We start from the raw sequence: 19,338 nt of genomic DNA on the forward strand, positions 1-19,338 counted from the left end.
TCTGATAATCCGGATCTGAAATTATACCAAAACCTGTCTGAAAAGTAAGAAAGGAGGATGTGTTTTGCAGAGTGAAAAATATATCCTGGAAGCAAAAGGAATCAGCAAATCCTTTGCAGGCGTAAATGTATTAAATAATGTAGAACTGTGTATCGAACCCGGTGAACTCCATGCGCTGATGGGGGAAAACGGAGCCGGGAAGTCAACACTTATGAAGATTATCATGGGGATTTATACCAGGGACAGCGGAGAGATCCTTTTCCAGGGTAAGCGGGTTGACTTTAAGGATGCCAGGGATGCACTGGATATGGGAATATCTATGATCCACCAGGAACTAAGCCCCATACCGGAGATGACAGTTGCCGAAAATGTCTTTTTGGGCAGAGAGAATAAAAAAATCAAAGGACTTCCCTTTGTTGATGTAAAAGAATTGAATAAGAAAACAGAAAAAATCTTAGAGGAATACGGTTTAGAAGAGCTGATAAAACCAAATATGAAAATGAAGCATCTGAACATTGCACAGGTTCAGATGATGGAAATCATAAAAGCGGTTTCTTATGATTCCAAAGTTATCATTATGGATGAACCCACCTCCTCCTTATCGGAGACGGAAACGGAGATCCTGTTTCGGATTATCGACAATCTCAAAGCCAAAAATGTAGGCATCGTTTACATTTCCCACAGAATGGATGAAGTATTTCAGCTGGCTGACCGGGTATCGGTTCTTAGGGACGGAAGTTTTATCGGCTGTGTCAGAGTATCGGAAGCATCGCCGGAAGAGCTGATTAACATGATGGTGGGGCGGGAGCTGGAAGGCGGATATCCCGTCAACGATACTCCAAAAGGTGAAGTGGTTCTGGAACTTCAGAACTTTACCAGAAAAGGTGTATTCCAGGACGTGAACATGAAGGTGTATGCGGGGGAGATCCTGGGGATTGCAGGTCTGGTCGGTGCAGGACGAAGCGAAGTAATGCGCGCCCTGGTAGGATATGACAGGCTGGACAGCGGTGAGATTATTATGGAGGGAAAGCCCATTACCATCACCCACCCCAAGGATGCCAACCGCTACCATATCATTATGGCATCTGAAGACAGAAAAGATCTGGGACTGGTGCTCTGCCGGGATATTAAGGAGAATATCACACTCCAGAATGCAGATAAATACAGCCGTGCAAGCTTTATCAATAAAGCAAAAGAAAGAAAAATCTGTGATGAAATGGCGCGGAAGATGACAACGAAAATGAATGGCATACATGATCTGGTGAGCAGCCTGTCAGGCGGTAACCAGCAGAAGGTAGTTCTGGCGAAATGCCTTCTGGCGGACCCGAAAGTTTTAATTATGGACGAACCCACCAGAGGAATTGATGTGGGAGCGAAAGCAGCGATTTACCGAATGATGGTAGACCTTGCTAAGCAGGGTATGGCAATTATCATGATCTCTTCTGAAATGCCGGAGCTGATTGGCATGAGCAACCGAGTGATTGTAATGTCCAGAGGCAAGATTACAGGAGAACTTCAGGGGGAGGAAACGAAATCCCAGCAGACAATTTTAAAATTAGCACTGGGGACTGTTTAAAAATGATTTCCGACAGCTGTACGCATCATTTTGCGGCAGTAATTTCCAACATGCTCCGGGCGGAGACAAGATTGAAAGGAGAAAGCAGCATTTCAGGATAGTATAACTCACAGCAAATAACCAAATGTTCGCTGGTCTGATTTTCCGATAGCACATGTGTAAAATACTCAGCGTAGCCCGCTACGCCTCCGTTTTTACACATGCACTCTCAAAAATCATCCTCACCGAACCATTCAGCTATTTACTTTAAGTTATACTAGCCTGTAAGCTGCAATGGGTATAAGAATGAATAATAAAAAGAATTGGGGAAAGGTACTGCGGGAATTTGGTCTGGTATTTGTAATCATATTTATCGTAGTACTGATGACTATTGTAAAACCTGTATTTTTATCCAGCGGAAATATTTTAAATATTCTCCGTCAGGTTTCCATCAACGGCATCCTGGCAGTGGGAATGACCTTCATTATCCTGACGGGAGGAATTGACTTATCGGTAGGATCGCTGGTGGCAGTTACCAGTGTAATCAGCGGTTCTCTGCTGATGAACGATGGAAATGTATTTCTGGCATGTGTGGTGGGTGTCCTGGCAGCAGTAGCATTTGGTGTATTGAACGGATACCTGGTTGCTTATATTGGTTTTCAGCCATTTATTGCAACCCTGGCAAGTACCACAATCGGACGTGGATTCGCCATGGTGTACTCCAACGGAAAGCCATATACCATTACGAATGAATCCTTCCTTGCAATCGGACAGGGAAATGTGCTGGGTGTCCCCACACCGATTATCATACTGGTCATCGTGTGCATTATTGGTCTGGTTGTATTAAAATGTACCACCTTCGGAAGATATGTATTTGCAATCGGCGGCAACAAGAACGCTGCAAAACTCTCCGGTGTGAAGACGCGTAAAGTAGAAATGATGGTTTACATATTATCGGGAGTCTGCTGCGGTATCGTTGGTCTGATTTTATCAGCCCGCATCAGTTCCGGACAGCCAACGGCGGCAGAAGGATTTGAACTGGATGCTATTGCGGCGACGGCAATCGGCGGCACCAGTATGAGCGGTGGTATCGGCGGACTGCGGGGCACCATATTCGGCTTTATCATTATCGGATTAATCAGTAACTCATTGAACCTGGTTAATGTCAATTCTTTCTGGCAGCAGATCGTAAAAGGATTCATTATTTTACTGGCTGTACTGATGGATATGAAGACAAAGAGCAGAGAATGACACAATTACAAGTACTGCGTTGCGTAAATAACTGTGCTCTAGTGCCTGACGCAGATAGCGTGTGCTAGAGCGTAGGAATTTATGCAATGCATTACGAGATACCTATTTATTAAAATATAAGGAGGATATAAAGGTATGAAGAAGAAAATGATCAGTGGTTTACTCGCAGTGGCAATGGTGGCATCTGTTCTCGCAGGCTGTGGACAGGGAGGCGGCAAGACAACAGAAGCAGCCAAGACAACCGAGGCAGCAAAGGCAGAGACGAAAGGGGAAACATCGGCAGACACAAAAGCAGAAACGTCAGCAGATACAAAGGCAGAAGATACAAAAGCAGAGGATGCAGGCACAGAAGCAGTGGAAAAAGCTACACAGGCAGCAGCAGCTTCCTCTGACAATGGAGACTATACCATCGGCGTTATTATGAAAGACAATTCCGATACGTTTGTTAAGAGAATTGCAGATGCCATTGAGGCAAGAGGAAAAGAACTGGGTGTAAAATTGCTTATGAATGATGCGGAAGGAGACGTGAACAAGCAGATCGAAATCACAGAAAACCTGATCACACAGCAGGTAGACGCCATTATTTTAAATGCCCAGGATATGGATGGCAGCAGCCCCTGTATTACAAAAGCAAATGAAGCAAAGATTCCCATTGTAAACTGCAACTGCGATACGGTAAATAAGGATTACCAGTCCTTTGTAGGATGTGAGGATAAAGAATCCGGTCTGATCGAAGCAAACTATGTATTAGAAAATCTCCCGGAAGGCTCCAAAATCTGTGTCATCCAGGGTCCAATGGGACAGGCGGGCCAGGTAGGCCGCTGGGCAGGTTATGAAGAAGCAGGTTTATTTGATAAGTATGAACTGCTGGCAGAACAGACTGCAAACTGGAAGCGGGAAGAAGCTCTGGCACTGGCGGAAGACTGGATTACTACCTATGGCGACGAATTAAAAGGAATCATCTGCGAAAATGACGACATGGCTCTGGGCGCATTATCAGCATGTAAAGCAGCAGGCAGAACAGATATAATGATCACCGGCGTTGATGCGATTTCGGATGCTCTGACGGCAGTTAAAAATGGGGAAATGGCATGTACCGTATTCCAGGATGCGGAAGGACAGGGATCAACAGCTGTGGACACCGCTCTGGCACTGGCTAAGGGAGAAAAGGTGGAATATGATATCCGTATTCCGTTCCAGTTAGTAACCAAAGATAATGTAGACGAATTTATCAAATAAGAAATTATGACAGCCTCCGTCAATGGGATTCGTGTCAGATAGTAATGTTGGATTACAATATTACAACACAGTCTGATGGCGGGGGCAACATTAGAAATGAGGGAGCAGTATGCTTAAGAATATACCTAAGATTATTTCACCGGAACTGATGAAAGTAATGATGGAAATGGGACATAGTGATGTCCTGATTATCGCCGATGCCAATTATCCTGCAGCGGCACATGCAAAACGCCTGATCCGATTAGAAGGGGTGGAAGTCCCGGAACTTCTGGAAGCCATCCTGCCATTTTTCCCGCTGGATAACTTTATAGAGCATCCGGTAAGGCTTATGGAGAACCTGCCCACAGAGCCGGTACCTGAAATATGGGATGTCTACGACTCTATATTAAGAAAACATGATACAGACCGTGCATTTGAGGAATTTAAATTGATAGACCGCCTTCCTTTTTATGAAGAGTCTGAGAAGGCATATCTGATTGTACAGACCGGGACAACGGCGCGTTACGCGAATATTGTGCTGCAAAAAGGTGTGTGCTGAACACGCTCTGAGAGGTGATGTAATGAACTATAACGATGAAAAAAAATATGTTGGAAATAGAGACCAGCTGTTTCAGATAAAGAAGGTGAAATTGCAGGAGGGAAAAGCGAGGGGCGTTACCATGCTGGAAGTGGCAAACCGGTCGGGAATGCAGTTTGACGTAAATGCAGACAGAGGCATGGACATTCCATTTCTGAGTTTTAACGGAGAGAACTTTGGATATATCTCGCCCTGCGGAGTTGCGGCACCGGAATATTTTGATGACCAAAAACTGGGATTCCTAAAAAGCTTTACGGCTGGATTTTTAACCACCTGCGGTTTGAAAATTGCCGGCGCACCCTGTGAATATGAGGGAAAAGCCTATGGACTGCATGGAAATGTATCCCACATTCCCGCAAAGGAATTTCGGTATGAATTGGTGGAAACAGACGGCAGCCCGTACATAGAGATCCAGGGAAGTATGCAGGATGCAGAGATATTCCAGGATAAGCTGACATTAAAGAGAAATATACGGTGCGGCTACCGGGAAAAAGAATTCACCATTACGGACAGAGTAACAAATGAGGGATATAAAAAAGCAAGGCATATGATTCTATATCACTGCAACATCGGATACCCCATCTTAAGCCCCGCAAGCGAGGTGTATATCCCTTCCGCAAAAGTTACACCCAGGACAGAACATGCAAAAATAGGATTAAAGGAGTGGTACAAAACCCAGCAGGCAGACCCCGATTATGAGGAAATGTGTTATTACCACAAGCTGATTCCGGACGGGAACAACCATGGACATGCGGCAGTTTATAATCCCGAGCTAAACCTTGGTATAGAGATGGAAATAGACCTGGCGGCACTGGATCATTTTGTACAGTGGAAAATGATGGGCGCAGGTGAGTACGTCATGGGGCTGGAGCCGGCAAATGCAACGATTGACGGTATAGAGGATGCAATCAAAAACGGTTCCATGAAATATCTGGAACCCGGAGAATCCGCAGAGTACCGGATTACTTTCCGGATACTGGAAGGGCGGGAAGCTTTTGAAAATATTAAAATATAGCTGAATGATGAAATAGAAAACAATAGAAAAGAAAATGAAAACAATAAAGAACAATAGGAAACAAAATTGAGAACATAGAAAACAGGAAAGGAACAGAAAAATATGGCAGACCAGACATTAATAGAAAAAGTATTTGAAGAAGGAGGCGGGATCTTCCGTTTAAATCCCACCTTTGTACCAAGAAGATTTGGAAAGGCAGGACACCGGTTGAAGTTACATCCGGATGACTATTACGCACTGGGAATTGAGAGAGGGTCTATCAAAGAGAGATGGTTTTCTTCTACCATACCGGCAAACAACGGTCCTCTGGCAGCTCCGGATGAAGGAATGAGCTATGTAGCCGTATCCTATGAAACAGATGAGAAATTCACATTAAAAGAAGCCATTGATACAATGGGTGAAAAAATTGTGGGAAAAGAACTTATGGAGAAATATGGCGGCTGGCCCATGTATTCTAAATTCTTTGATTTTGAAAATCCCCTTTTCCATCATGTACATCTTACATTTGAGGATGCAGCAAGAGTAGGGAAGCTTGGCAAACCGGAATGCTACTATTTTCCCAAACAGCTGAACAACTACCAGGGGGAATGCAATGCTACCTATTTCGGTTTCGATCCGGATACAGACCCGGAAGAGGTGAAGAGAAGACTGCGTAATTATAATAACGATGATACCAGAATTACGGAATTGTCCAGGGCTTACCGGGTACAGCTTGGGACAGGCTGGTATACTCCGGCTGGGGTTATTCATGCTCCCGCATCTTATCTCACCTATGAGCCACAGTGGAACTCCGATGTAAACTCCGTAGAAGAAAATGTAGTTTCCGGGGAAATATACTCCAGAGACATGCTGGTAGAGGAATGCCCCGAGGATAAAAAGGATGACATAGATTATATATTCAGCCTTCTTGACTGGGAAAAGAACACGGACCCCCATTACAAACAGACCTATTTCAGACCGCCTGTTACAGCAAGGGAGACAGAACAGTATGTGGAAAAATGGGTAACTTACGCAAATGATTATGTAGCAGCAAAAGAATTAACCATTTATCCGGGGCAGACAGTAACCATCCAAGATGGGGCTGCTTATGGATGCATCTTCATCCAGGGACATGGAAAAATGGGTGTGTATGATGCAGAGGCAGTGACATTGCTCCGCTTCGGACAGCAAAGTTCAGATGAATTCTTTGTGTCGGAAGGAACTGCAAAAGAGGGTGTTGTGATTACCAATGAAAGTAAGGTGGAGCCATTGGTTTTACTAAAACATTTCGGACCAAATCATCCGGATGTGCCAAAAGAAGTACCTGCAGCTAAGTAGAGAGCGGAGTGGGGCGTGCAGATGGCAGGAATGAATTTTCAAACACGCTCTAGAATTTGAAAGGAGTGGCATTGGATGAAATATTTGATGGGGATTGACAATGGGGGAACATTTTCAAAAGCAGCGATCTTTGACCAGGAGGGGAGACAGATTTCCGTAGCAAGCGTCCCCACTGTGACGATTACACCAAAGCCCGGGTATACGGAAAGGGATATGGAGGATCTTTGGGAAGTGAACGCAGCGGCTATCCGGGCAGCGATAGCAAAAAGCGGGATAAATCCCAACGATATAGCCGGCATATCATTTTCGGGGCATGGAAAGGGGCTGTATATGGTGGGATACGATGACAGACCATCCTATCATGGAATCCTGTCCACAGATGCCAGAGCCTGGGAGTATGTGGAAAGATGGAATCGCGACGGCACAAGGGAAAAGGTATTCGAAAAATCTTACCAGGAAATACTGGCATGCCAGCCGGTGAGTATTCTGGCGTGGCTAAAGGATCATCATCCTGAGGTGATTGCAAATACGAAGTTTATATTCGCAGTAAAAGACTATATCCGATATCGCCTGACCGGGGAAGCATTTGCAGAACGATCAGACTTTACAGGAGCCAATCTGGTGAACTTAAGTACCGGTAAATATGACAGAGAACACCTGAAGCTCTTTGGCTTAGAAGAAATATATGAAAAGCTGCCCCCTCTTCGTGGATCTGCTGATCTCTGCGGCTGTGTAACGGCAGGGGCAAGTACAAAGACCTCGCTGCCGCAGGGAATTCCCGTTGCTGCAGGCATGTTTGATGTGGATGCCTGCGGGATTGCTTCCGGGCTGTCAGACGAAGAGCAGATGTGCATGATCGCAGGAACCTGGAGCATCAATGAATTCATTGGAAAAGCTCCGGTAACCAATCAAACCGTAGCATTAAACTCGATGTTCTGCATACCGGGATATTATCTGATCGAAGAAAGCAGTCCCACATCTGCAGGGAACATGGAATGGTTTATAAGAAATCTTCTGAATTTTGAAAAAGAGGAAGCAAAAAAAGAGGGGCAGTCCATTTATGATATCACAAACAAATGGGTGGATGAGATCAAGCCGGAAGAATCTAACGTGATCTTCCTGCCCTTTTTAAACGGTTCCAATGAAGACGCACTGGCAAAGGGAACCTTTGTGGGACTAACCGGATACCACAATAAGAAGCACATGCTAAGGGCTGTATATGAAGGCATTGTATTTTCCCATCTCACCCATGTGAAAAAATTACTGCAGAACCGTTCCGTACCGGCAAGCATCAGACTGTCCGGCGGCGCGGCAAACTCAGACGTATGGGTGCAGATCTTCGCAGATGCACTTCAGATTCCGGTTGATGTAATCGAAGACAAAGAACTGGGGGCACAGGGAGCCGCAATGGCAGCGGGAATAGCAGCCGGAATCTACACCGATTATCAGGACGCCATCCGCCGCACGGTAACCATCACCAAAACAGTAATGCCCCGCTTAGAATACAGCAAAATATATGAAGAGAAGTACGAAGCATATCGTGCAGTCATAAAGGGGCTTAGCGGAGCGTGGAAGTATTTTAAAAATTAAGGGACTGCTGACAATCCCTACCATTTACAGCAGCACCAGGTCGAAAGAAAATTATAATAGAAAGGAAGCCACGATGAGTTTTTTCAACCTGTTTTATGTGGCAATATTGCATATTCATATTACGTCTGCAATATGCAATGGGAATAAAAATGAAAGCATATACCCTTGGATTATACGAAAAAGCAATGCCGTCTGAGCTAACCTGGGAAGAGAAGCTGCAGGCTGCTAAATCCGCCGGTTTTGATTTCCTGGAAATCAGCATTGATGAAACAGCAGAAAAGCTTGCCAGGCTCGACTGGTCAAAACAGGAGCGGCTGGAGCTGATCGACACCATGTACGCCACCGGAATCCCCGTCAGAACCATGTGCCTGAGCGGACACCGCAGATATCCCCTTGGCAGCAGTGACCCCGCAATTGCGCGCCGTGGAATGGACATCATGGAAAAGGCAATATGTCTGGCTGATGATCTGGGAATCCGGATTATTCAATTGGCGGGCTATGATGTATACTATGAACAATCTACCCCGGAAACGGCAGAGCGTTTTGAAAAGAACCTGAAAAAAGCCGTTATGATGGCGGCAAGCCTGGGCATTACATTAGGATTTGAAACAATGGAAACAGAGTTTATGAATACCGTGGAAAAGGCAATGAATTATGTGAAAAATATAAATTCTACCTATCTGGCGGTATATCCCGACAGCGGAAATATCAAAAATGCATCGGTCAGCTACGATACCGATGTACAGAAAGATTTAAGAGCAGGAGCCGGACATATTGCTTCTGTCCACCTAAAAGAGACGGTGCCTGGGAAATTCCGTGAAATTCCTTTTGGAACGGGGCATGTAAACTTTGAAGAGATGATTGCTTCCGCCTGGGAAATGGGAGTGCGTAAATTTGTAACAGAATTCTGGTACACGGGAAGCGTAAACTGGAGAGATGATCTGAAGGATGCCCGCACCAGAATGGGTAAAATATTAGATTCCATGGAGGAGTAATATGTTAGAAGAATTAAAACAACTGGTATATGAGGCTAATATGGAGCTGCCTGCCAGAGGGTTAATCACCTATACCTGGGGAAATGTAAGCGGAATAGACCGGGAAAAGAGCCTGTTTGTAATAAAGCCCTCCGGTGTGGACTATGAGAATCTTCATCCGGAGGATATGGTGGTAATGGATCTGAATGGAAATAAGGTGGAAGGGAAATTGAAACCATCATCCGATACACCCACCCATCTGGAATTATATAAAGCTTTTCCGGAAATAGGCGGGGTGGTACATACCCATTCCCCATGGGCGGCATCCTGGGCACAGGCGGGCAGAAGCATACCCTGTTACGGGACTACCCATGCAGACTATTTTTACGGAGAGATTCCCTGTGCAAGAAATCTTACCCCAGAAGAAATTGAAACGGGCTATGAGACAAATACCGGAAAAGTCATTATTGAAACCTTTACGGAGAAGAATCCTTCTTACGTCCCGGGAGTGCTCTGCGCAAATCATGGACCCTTTACCTGGGGAAAGGATGCAAAGGAAGCAGTTCACAATGCAGTAGTATTAGAAGAGGTAGCCAAAATGGCGTGCCGTACCGAAATGCTCAGACCAGGCGTCCAGGAAGCACCACAGGTAATCCGGGATAAACATTTCATGCGTAAACATGGACCAAATGCATACTATGGACAATAAAAAGTGAAAGGGAATAAAATGGAGAAAAAAATAGAACAACATTTTCAGGCTGCTGATTCAGGAAGTACCGACGATAGAGCCATATGCAAGGAGCCAAGAATGAAAATGGCAATTCTGGGAGCCGGGCAGATTGCCCATAAAATGGCAGCTACCATTACAAAAATGAAAACAGTAGAAGCTTATGCAGTGGCAGCCCGGGACGAAAAACGTGCACAGGATTTTAGGGCTCAATATGGATTTACCAAAGCCTATGGTTCCTATGAGGAAATGCTTTCCGACGAAGAGGTAGATCTGGTATATATAGCAACACCCCATTCCCATCATTATGCCCATATCAAAATGTGCCTGGAGCATCACAAACATGTCCTTTGTGAAAAATCCTTTACCGTTAACGCCAGACAGGCAAGAGAAGTCCTGCAAATGGCGGAAGAGAAAGGGCTTCTTCTGACAGAGGCAATCTGGACAAGATATATGCCCTCCCGGAAAATGGTAAATGATATCATAGACAGCGGAGTGATTGGAACAGTTACTTCCCTGACAGGCAATCTGGGCTATTTCCTGGGAAATGTCACCAGGATGGTGGAACCGTCCCTGGCTGGCGGGGCGTTACTGGATGTGGGAGTCTATATGGTAAACTTCGCAATGATGGTGTTTGGAAATAAAATCAGCAAAGTTTCCTCCAGTGCAGTCATGTCCGAAAAAGGGGTTGATTATACGGACAGCATCACCATGGTATTTGAGAACGGGGAAATGGCTGTAATGCATAGCAGTATGCTTGGTGCGCTGAACCGCAGGGCAAATATCTTCGGTGACAAAGGCTATATAGAGATCACAAATGTAAATAACATCGAAAAAATCAAAGTCTTCGACGAGAATTACAAAGAAGTGGCTGCATACACGCCGCCTGTGCAGATTACAGGATATGAATATGAAGTAGAAGCGTGCCGCAGGGCGATAAAAGCAGGTAATACCCAGTGCAGTGAGATGCCCCATGAAGAAACCATCCGGGTGCTGGAGATTATGGATGATATGCGGAGGTCCTGGGGGTATGAGATTCCAGGGGAGAATTTATAAGGAAATGGGAGGGACTGTCAATGGCAGTCCCTTTTTAGCAAAAGAATAATTTACTAAAAATCAAAATGTTCTTTTATTGTGATTTCCATATTTTTAAAATTTTAATCATTTTTTTGCGCTCATCAGGAGAGAAGGTATGAAAAATATGTAATAGTTCTTTGTCTGTCTGCTGATCCTCATTTAATTGAGACGGAGAAGTCTTTCCGGCATCCAGCAGAGAATCCACAGATACATTACATAGAGCAGCATAATAGAGTAAAGTGCGCAGGTTTAGTTTCGTGCGGTTATTTTCTACATTACTGACAAAAGAAACTGTACATCCTAAATCTCCGGCAATTTTTTCCTGTGTGACGCCTTGTTCTATTCTTAAATGTTTCATTTTTAGTCCAATTTTAGAAAAATCTAAATCGTTCAAAATAATCTCCTTCAAAATATTTTTTTATATTTACATTTTATAATAAATAAATATTGAAAACAATAGTAAAGTATAGTATAATTTTATATACTAATTAGTATATAAAATAAAATTTTGAAAACAAGAAATTATAGAATAATATATTTTTATCAATATATCAAATTAAAATTTTTACATTAGTGCAACAATATGTTATAACTGTAGCACGAGAGTAAAAGGTGGTATGCTATGAATTATTATGAAAAGGTAAAAAAACTATTTAAAGAAAAGAATGATGTTTTGACAACAAAAGAAATAGAGGCATCAGGAATACCAAGACAGGTGTTACCTAAATTATTGGAAAAGGGATTATTGGAGAAAGCGGGTTTTGGAATTTATATCTCTTCAGAAGTTTATTTGGATGAAATGTATTGTATTCAAATGAGATCTAAAAATATTGTATTTTCAAATGAGACTGCATTGTATATGCATGACTTAACAGATAGAGATCCGATGATGTATACGGTAACAGTGCCCAGAGGTTATGGAACTGGAAGACTTAGGAGTTCAGGAATTTCGGTAGTTACTGTTATGCCGGAAATGTTCGGAATAGGTATTATTAGCGGTAGGACAATATATGGAAGAGAGATCTCAGTTTATGACCGGGAACGTACTATTTGCGATATTGTCAAAGCTAAGGGGAAAATGGACAAAGATATGTACTACAGCGCATTGAAGACATATGCCGCAAGCAAGGAGAAAGACATTCTCCAATTAATGGAATATGCAAATAAAATGAGCTTATATAAGAAAGTACGGACGGAATTGGAGGGATTTTTGGTATGACTTCGAGGCAGATAAAAGATCTTCTAAATGGGATGTCAAAGAAAACTGGCATCAATGCTCAGATTTTACAACGTAATTACATGATGGAGCGATTATTGGAACGCATATCCCTTTCAAAATATAAGAATAATTTTATTCTGAAAGGCGGCATGCTGGTGGCAGCCATGATTGGTATAAATGCCAGATCTACCATGGATCTGGACACATCCGTTAAGAATATACAATTATCTCTTAATAATATTAAAGTAATCTTTGCTGAGCTGGCAAGTATGAATATCGGTGACGGTGTTATAATGATTATCAAAAGTATCAGTGAAATTCGGGAAGAATTTGATTACAGGTGTTTTCGCATAAGTCTGCAGGGTATGGTGAATGAGACTGTTATTCCAATGAAAGTTGATATTTCTACAGGAGATATGATTACTCCGCATGAAGTGAAATACACCTATAAGTTAATACTGGATGACAGAGACATTGAGATTTGGGCATATAATTTAGAAACTGTTTTAGCAGAAAAAATGGAAACCATTCTAACAAGAAATATTTTGAATACGCGGATGAGGGATTTTTATGATGTTTCCATACTTTACATGTTAAAGTATCAGGAATTAGATATGAATATGTTACGAACCGCTATCAGACGAACATCTCTGAAGCGTAACAGTCTTGAGGCGGTAAGAAATTATAATAAAATTCTGGATAATATCATGAATGATGCGGAAATGCAGAGATTATGGATAAAGTTTCAGGTAAAGTATACATATGCTTCGGAGTTGAACTGGGCAGATGTTATTGCAACCATAGTTAAGTTATTTAATGAACTACAATTAATAAAATGCAGGAACCACACAGCATAACCCCATGGTCCCCGCATCCCAGCTATCAACACATCTAATTAATATAATAAATCTACTAAATAAAATTCATTAATCTATTTAATCTAATTCATCAATTCTCCTTGCTCCATAAGAATAGACCTCATTTCGAATCACAAATAACAAAATCCCCATAACAATGCAGAAGAACAGAGCAATTAAAATAGAAGGAAGTCCAAGGAAACTATAAAGGGCAAACGCACCTCCTGCAATTGCGAAACCGACAATCCATACAGCAAACAACAGAATCGTTGCAGTAAAGTTCTGCTTCACGGCTGCCTGTTCACTTTCCCAGATGAGTTTCGGGTTTGTAAGATCAGCCCACAGTGCGGCATAGTTTATCAAAAGCAGTGTAAGTACGGTGATCACGGGGCAGAAAATAATCACAAGGAAATTTGCATTCAGGAAAATCATGCCCAGTACTGTACAGATGAGGGTGTAAGGCATTGTAGCTGCCAGGCAGACCAAAAATCCGTTCAGAATCTTACCGCGAAGTTGATCCCGGTATGACATGGGGATATACTTCATGAAAATGTATCCCTGTCCTTCCCTAGAGATACAGGTGCTGGTTACCATGCAGGAGCCACCGATAAAGATTGGAAGCACGAAAGAAAGCAGAAGTAAAAGTGCGGTAACGGTACTTCCAGCAGTAGTCTGGATCTGGGTAAGCAGTGGTGTGAGATCCACTTTCGAGCCGGTCAGTGAAATGATGATGGGAATCCCGATCAAAAGCGGGAAAATAATTGGTGTCATCAGGCAGTTCATAAAATATACCGGTGTGCGAAAAAGCAGTTTGAACTCTTTTAAGGCATAGGCTTTAATTGGTCCTTTGCTGCGGCTGTAGGACTCTTTTTCGGTCTGGGACATTTTATGGCGCTTAGAGGTCACTTCCTGCATTCCCATAACTCCGCCCAGGTAAATTCTGTCCGCAATAAATAAGAAGAGGATCAGGAATAACGCCGCAAGTAAAAGAAACAGCAGCATGGACAGGATGCTGGAATGAACCAATGCATTACCGGCAAATGTCAGATTCGGAAATATAATATTCAACTTACTAAGAAGGTTCTTGTTGGCAAGTACCAGATTTGCCATTTCAGCTGCATCCGGTGTACGGTTTACCATCATGCTGGCACCGCAGATAATAATGATCATCAAAAAGGAACAGACAGTGCTGATCATCTCTTTATTCTTGATATTCTTAAAAATCCGCATCATCAGTATTGCGATCAGTGATGCGTAAATCAGTGGAATTACAGGAAGTACCAGTACAATCAGGATCATAAACACCCAGAACAGCACGCCACCCTGTGCCTCAATGCCATACCCCAGAAATGGAGGCAGGATAAAAAGGGCAATAATCAGGTATTCATAAATTAGTACAGCTGTAAATTTTGCACCAATAATTTGCCAGGGCTTTAGAGGAAGGGGCAGCAGCGTCTCCAGGTCAGAAGACAGGAAGAACACCGATACCACATAGGGCAGGGCAAATACAAGTACGGTAAACGAAGCTGCATAGCAAAGCAGCTGAACCGGAGTTTCCGGCATATTTAACTGTGCAAAAGTCTGGTAAAAAGTCCGTCCAAAAGCGAATAAAGTACCGGCCAGAGGAAGTAAACAAACCACAAGTACGAATACAAGCAACAGTTGTCGATTACCTCCAGCAGACCGTTTCTTATTTTGACTGCCGCCATTTTTGGTGACAGGAGTCATTCCCAGGCCGCTTTTGATCAGGATCTTCGTGAGTATAAAAAATTTATGCATTCTTCGTAATCTCCAGGAAAATATTTTCCAGTGAATCTTCTTGGGGATGGATGGTTTTTAACTGGTCAAGCGTTCCCAGGAATAACAGCTTGCCCTTGTTAATGATTGCCACCTGATCACATAATTTTTCAGCTACTTCTAATACATGTGTGGAAAAGAGGACTGATTTTCCCGTAGATGCATGTTCCCGCATCATTTCCTTCAATACAAATGCGGAATTCGGGTCAAGTCCGGTTAAGGGTTCATCCAGAATCCAAATGGAAGGATTGTGGATCAGGGCACCCATTACCATAATCTTCTGCCGCATACCATGGGAGTATCCCATAATGCGGCTGCCCAGCGCTTCTTCCATATCAAAACGTTTGGCAAAAGTATCTATGAGGGAGGACCTCGTCTGAGACGGCACCTCGTAGATATCAGCCATAAAGTTCAGATACTCAATTCCTTTCAGCCTGAGAAAGTTATCAGGAGAATCGGAAACGAAGCCAAACTGTTTTTTAGCTTCTGTGGGATCTTTGGAAATATCCAGTCCGTTCAGGGTAATACTGCCCTCGTCAGGTCTGGTTATACCGGTGATCATTTTCAATGTTGTTGTCTTGCCTGCGCCGTTAGGCCCGATAAAGCCGGTGATTTTGCCGTCTTCAATATCCCAGTTCAAGGAATCGACAGCTTTCTTCCCACTGTTTCCGTAAGTCTTGGAAACATTTGTTAGGTTAATCATAGTTATACCTCCTGCATGCTGCAGATTTTTCTGCGGTACTGTACCGATCGAAAGTGTGACATGATTTTTGTTTCACATTGACACCCTGAATACCCCAAGCCAGCTTGTGGTATTCCCAAATTAGCAGTGTGAAGGCGATTTTCTTTCACACTTTCTCTGCCATGTTATTTGAATGCGCAAATAAACAGAGTTTTCTATATTTTACTCCTTTAAAGTGAATTAAACAAGTAGAATTCCTGAATTTGGCACATTCATCATGCAAACAGGCACACTCGCCACAAACAGGCGAACCATCCAACAAATAGGCACATCCATCCAACAAACAGGCACATCATAACAATCCCGAACGCACAGCTGCCGTTACAGTGCCATTGCTGTGAGTGTCCGAAAGTGTAAACAGTACCATTTACCTGCACTGCCGCCTCATGTGGGTACGGGCATATTTCATGAGCTGTACCACGGGAAGATTAATCAGAGCCAGATCATACACCGTCAGGATCTGAGATAACTCCAGATCAGCGACTTTAAATACACTGTGAAGCTCCGGTATAAAAAGTACGGCATTAATCAGGGCAACGCCAATGACAAATGCAGCAATTAAGTATATATTATTAAAGAATTTTTTTGTTAAAAGCACTGGCCGTTCCGATTTGCAGTTAAATCCATGAACCAGGCGGGCAAGGCAGAGGGTAGCAAATGCCATGGTACTGCCCACCGCTGCCCCGGAAGCATGATACCCCAGAATAAAGGCAATCATAGTAGTCACACCGATGGACAGCCCTTCCACTCCGATTCCCAGCAGAAATCCCCTTGTTAAAATGGATTCATTCCTTGGGCGGGGGCGCTGCTTCATTACCTCTGTACTGTGGGGCTCCAGACCCAGTGCAATTGCCGGGAGGCTGTCAGTCAGAAGATTGATGAAAAGCAGGTGTACCGGTGCAAAGGGAACCGGCAGACTGCATAGGGATGCATACAGTACAGCCAGAATGGCTCCAAAGTTGCCGGATAACAGGAACTTAATGGAGTTCTTGATGTGGGCATAGACATTTCTGCCATTCTCAATGGCTTTTACAATTGTGGCAAAATTATCATCCGTCAGAACCATAGAAGCTGCATCCTTGGCAACCTCGCTTCCGGTGATGCCCATTGCCACGCCGATGTCCGCCTGTTTCAGAGCGGGAGCATCATTCACACCGTCTCCGGTCATGGCAACGATATGGTCTTTGTTCTGCCATGCCTGCACAATACGGATTTTATGTTCCGGAGAAACCCTGGCATAAACCCTGACGTTTTCCACATACTTTTCCAGCTCCTCATCCGTGAGATTTTCAATATCAGAGCCTTCACATGCCTGGGACATGTCGGTTAAGATACCGATTCTCTTTGCTATGGCGGAAGCAGTAATCTTGTGGTCCCCGGTAATCATAACAGGTGTAATGCCCGCTTCGATACATCTGGCAACCGCATCAGCGGATTCCTTTCGGGGTGGATCCATCATCGCTACAAGTCCCAGAAACGTTAAATTATTTTCGTCTGCCATTTTAAGGGGCAGGGGGCGCTCTACTGTCTTATAGGCAAATGCCAGTACCCGCAGACCGTTTTGGGAGTAATATTCGTTCATCTGTTTTAGCTTTGCGGTATCCCGCACGGTGATACTGCGGATCTGTCCGTCTTTTTCGATATAGGAGAGCCGTTTAGCCAGTACATCCACTGCACCTTTTGTAATCATAACAATATGACGGTCAATGGAGTGGAGGGTGGACATCAGCTTGCGGTTACTGTCAAAAGGAAGCTCGCTGATTCTGGGGCTGCGTTTTCGAATGGAAGCAGTAGGGAATGAAAAAGATTCGCCTGCATGGATCAGCGCCGTTTCCGTAGGATCTCCGATTTCTTTGCCATCAGTGCCGGATGCATCGTTACACAAAACGCTGTAGGTTATTAGTTTATTCTGCGCAGCATTATTCAGATCCAGACCGGAAATGGGAATATCCCTGCCGTTTGTGTAGTAATTTTCTACAGTCATTTTATTTTGTGTAAGCGTTCCTGTTTTGTCTGAACAGATGACGGATACGCTGCCAAGCCCTTCCACAGCCTGGAGCTTTCGGATGATTGCATTTTCCGCAGCCATCTTCTGGGTACCGTAGGACAGGACAATTGTTACGATGGAACTGAGGGCTTCCGGTATTGCGGCAACCGCCAGGGCGATGGCAAAGAGAAAAGAATCTCCGATATCGGCACCATGCCAGATATCCAGGCAGAAGACCAGGGTACAGATTGCCATAATCAGAGCAGACAGCTTCTGACCAAAATTATCCAGGTTCACCTGAAGGGGAGTCTTTTTCTCGGAGGTTGACTTTAACAGGCTTGCAATCTTGCCCACTTGGGTATCCATCCCGATAGACGTAACGAGAAAGCTTCCTCTGCCGTATGTAACAAAGCTTCCTGAAAATACCATATTTGTCTGATCACCGATGGCAAGGTCCCCATTCAGAGGATGGTCCGTCTTTTCTACGCTGACACTTTCGCCGGTAAGGGCACTTTCATTAATTTTCAAACTGGCATTTTCCATAATGCGCCCGTCAGCAGGAATGCTGTCTCCTGCCTCTAAATAAACCAGGTCACCAATGGTAACCTCTTTGGAAGGAATTTCTACAATGTTTCCGTCTCTTTTTACCTTCGCAAGGGGAGCTGACAGGGTTTTCAGGCTTGCCAGGGAATGTTCCGCCTTAATCGTCTGGGCGGTTCCCAGAATAGCATTGACCGTAATTACGACTAAAATGACTACCGTGCTTTCAATATCCCCCATAACTCCCGAGATCACGGCAGAGACAATCAGGATCACCACCAGGAAATCCATAAACTGTTCCAGGAAAATCTGAAGCAGATTTTTCTTTTTGCCTTCAATTAACAGATTCTTGCCGTACTTTTCCTGATTTGCCTTTGCTTTTTGGGTAGTCAGAAACGGGTCAGAGCCGTTTATCTGTTGTCTGACTTCTTCTTTCGAAAGATTGTAATACGTTTGCATGAATGCGCCTCCTTAAGATAATTTCCAATGATGCGGATAACGGATATGCGGAATAACGACATATGACCCATGCCACACTTTTCCCTTTATCATTATAGATATGTAGTCTGTGGGGACAAATATACCTCTTTTGCTTGCAACAAACCCCAGATACTGCTAAAATAACAGAATGTAATATGCGTGGAGGTAAATTATGATTTTTGACAGCCATGCCCATTATGATGATGAGGCATTTGATGAGGATAGGGAGAGCCTGCTTTTAAGTATGCAGGAGAACGGAATTGGTTATATTGTAAATGTTGGAGCAAGCATTCAGGGAGTGGAGGATACCGTTAAGCTTACGAAAAGCTATCCCTTTATATATGGTGCAGTAGGTATACATCCGGATGAAACCGGTGATCTGAATGAAGAAAGG

Annotated in this window: 17 protein-coding genes and 1 pseudogene; 14 read left to right on the forward strand and 4 right to left on the reverse strand. The window is 43.7% G+C overall.

Going from position 1 to position 19,338, the window contains the following annotated elements; translation table 11 throughout:
• Positions 1-64: 64 nt before the first annotated feature.
• From ACH2DQ_RS13930 to ACH2DQ_RS13980, 11 genes and pseudogenes are all read left to right on the forward strand, one after another.
• Entirely contained in the window at positions 65-1,576 is a 1,512-nt protein-coding gene (locus ACH2DQ_RS13930; protein ID WP_394914844.1) for a sugar ABC transporter ATP-binding protein, read from the forward strand.
• A gap of 285 nt (positions 1,577-1,861) precedes the next feature.
• Positions 1,862-2,806 carry an ABC transporter permease gene (locus ACH2DQ_RS13935; protein ID WP_394914843.1) on the forward strand — a complete coding sequence of 315 codons (945 nt, stop codon included), beginning with the start codon at positions 1,862-1,864 and terminating at the stop codon, positions 2,804-2,806.
• 135 nt (positions 2,807-2,941) lie between these two features.
• Positions 2,942-4,045, forward strand: a complete 1,104-nt coding sequence (locus ACH2DQ_RS13940) for a substrate-binding domain-containing protein (protein ID WP_394914842.1) — start codon at positions 2,942-2,944, stop codon at positions 4,043-4,045.
• A 109-nt stretch (positions 4,046-4,154) separates the two neighbouring features.
• A complete protein-coding gene (locus ACH2DQ_RS13945) occupies positions 4,155-4,583 on the forward strand; it encodes an RbsD/FucU family protein (RefSeq protein ID WP_394914841.1) in 429 nt (142 codons plus the stop codon).
• 22 nt (positions 4,584-4,605) lie between these two features.
• Positions 4,606-5,637, forward strand: coding sequence for an aldose 1-epimerase family protein (locus tag ACH2DQ_RS13950; protein WP_394914840.1), 1,032 nt, complete (start codon positions 4,606-4,608; stop codon positions 5,635-5,637).
• Between the two features lie 102 nt (positions 5,638-5,739).
• Positions 5,740-6,954, forward strand: a complete 1,215-nt coding sequence (locus ACH2DQ_RS13955) for a hypothetical protein (RefSeq protein ID WP_394914839.1) — start codon at positions 5,740-5,742, stop codon at positions 6,952-6,954.
• Positions 6,955-6,957: 3 nt separating this feature from the next.
• Positions 6,958-7,014, forward strand: a pseudogene (locus tag ACH2DQ_RS13960) (DUF6783 domain-containing protein); the annotation flags it as partial.
• A 15-nt stretch (positions 7,015-7,029) separates the two neighbouring features.
• Positions 7,030-8,544: an FGGY-family carbohydrate kinase gene (locus ACH2DQ_RS13965; RefSeq protein ID WP_394914838.1), complete on the forward strand. Its 1,515-nt coding sequence runs from the start codon at positions 7,030-7,032 to the stop codon at positions 8,542-8,544.
• Positions 8,545-8,693: 149 nt separating this feature from the next.
• Positions 8,694-9,539, forward strand: a complete 846-nt coding sequence (locus tag ACH2DQ_RS13970) for an L-ribulose-5-phosphate 3-epimerase (protein WP_394914837.1) — start codon at positions 8,694-8,696, stop codon at positions 9,537-9,539.
• 1 nt (position 9,540) lies between these two features.
• A complete protein-coding gene (locus ACH2DQ_RS13975; RefSeq protein ID WP_394914836.1) occupies positions 9,541-10,227 on the forward strand; it encodes an L-ribulose-5-phosphate 4-epimerase in 687 nt (228 codons plus the stop codon).
• 99 nt (positions 10,228-10,326) lie between these two features.
• Complete coding sequence (locus ACH2DQ_RS13980; RefSeq protein WP_394914835.1) at positions 10,327-11,301, forward strand: Gfo/Idh/MocA family protein; 975 nt, start codon at positions 10,327-10,329, stop codon at positions 11,299-11,301.
• A gap of 73 nt (positions 11,302-11,374) precedes the next feature.
• Here the strand turns inward: ACH2DQ_RS13980 and ACH2DQ_RS13985 are convergent, their stop codons facing one another.
• Positions 11,375-11,716, reverse strand: a complete 342-nt coding sequence (locus tag ACH2DQ_RS13985) for a helix-turn-helix domain-containing protein (protein ID WP_394914834.1) — start codon at positions 11,714-11,716, stop codon at positions 11,375-11,377.
• Positions 11,717-11,944: 228 nt separating this feature from the next.
• Here ACH2DQ_RS13985 and ACH2DQ_RS13990 point away from each other — a divergent pair, with 228 nt between their 5' ends.
• Positions 11,945-12,541, forward strand: a complete 597-nt coding sequence (locus ACH2DQ_RS13990) for a hypothetical protein (protein ID WP_394914833.1) — start codon at positions 11,945-11,947, stop codon at positions 12,539-12,541.
• Positions 12,538-13,398 carry a nucleotidyl transferase AbiEii/AbiGii toxin family protein gene (locus tag ACH2DQ_RS13995; protein WP_394914832.1) on the forward strand — a complete coding sequence of 287 codons (861 nt, stop codon included), beginning with the start codon at positions 12,538-12,540 and terminating at the stop codon, positions 13,396-13,398. Before ACH2DQ_RS13990 ends, ACH2DQ_RS13995 begins: the two co-directional genes overlap by 4 nt.
• 78 nt (positions 13,399-13,476) lie before the next feature.
• On the opposite strand, the gene ACH2DQ_RS14000 is transcribed toward ACH2DQ_RS13995, so the two are convergent.
• The 3 genes from ACH2DQ_RS14000 to ACH2DQ_RS14010 all read right to left on the reverse strand — a co-directional run bounded on the left by ACH2DQ_RS14000 (position 13,477) and on the right by ACH2DQ_RS14010 (position 18,923).
• Complete coding sequence (locus tag ACH2DQ_RS14000) at positions 13,477-15,177, reverse strand: hypothetical protein (RefSeq protein ID WP_394914831.1); 1,701 nt, start codon at positions 15,175-15,177, stop codon at positions 13,477-13,479.
• Positions 15,170-15,898, reverse strand: coding sequence for an ABC transporter ATP-binding protein (locus ACH2DQ_RS14005; protein WP_394914830.1), 729 nt, complete (start codon positions 15,896-15,898; stop codon positions 15,170-15,172). The genes ACH2DQ_RS14000 and ACH2DQ_RS14005 overlap by 8 nt, the downstream gene beginning before the upstream one ends.
• Before the next feature lie 406 nt (positions 15,899-16,304).
• A complete protein-coding gene (locus ACH2DQ_RS14010; protein WP_394914829.1) occupies positions 16,305-18,923 on the reverse strand; it encodes a cation-translocating P-type ATPase in 2,619 nt (872 codons plus the stop codon).
• A 193-nt stretch (positions 18,924-19,116) separates the two neighbouring features.
• Here ACH2DQ_RS14010 and ACH2DQ_RS14015 point away from each other — a divergent pair.
• Positions 19,117-19,338 (forward strand): TatD family hydrolase (locus ACH2DQ_RS14015; RefSeq protein WP_395027146.1); only part of this gene is annotated, 222 nt, incomplete at its 3' end.

The organism is Robinsoniella sp. (genome assembly GCF_034124845.1).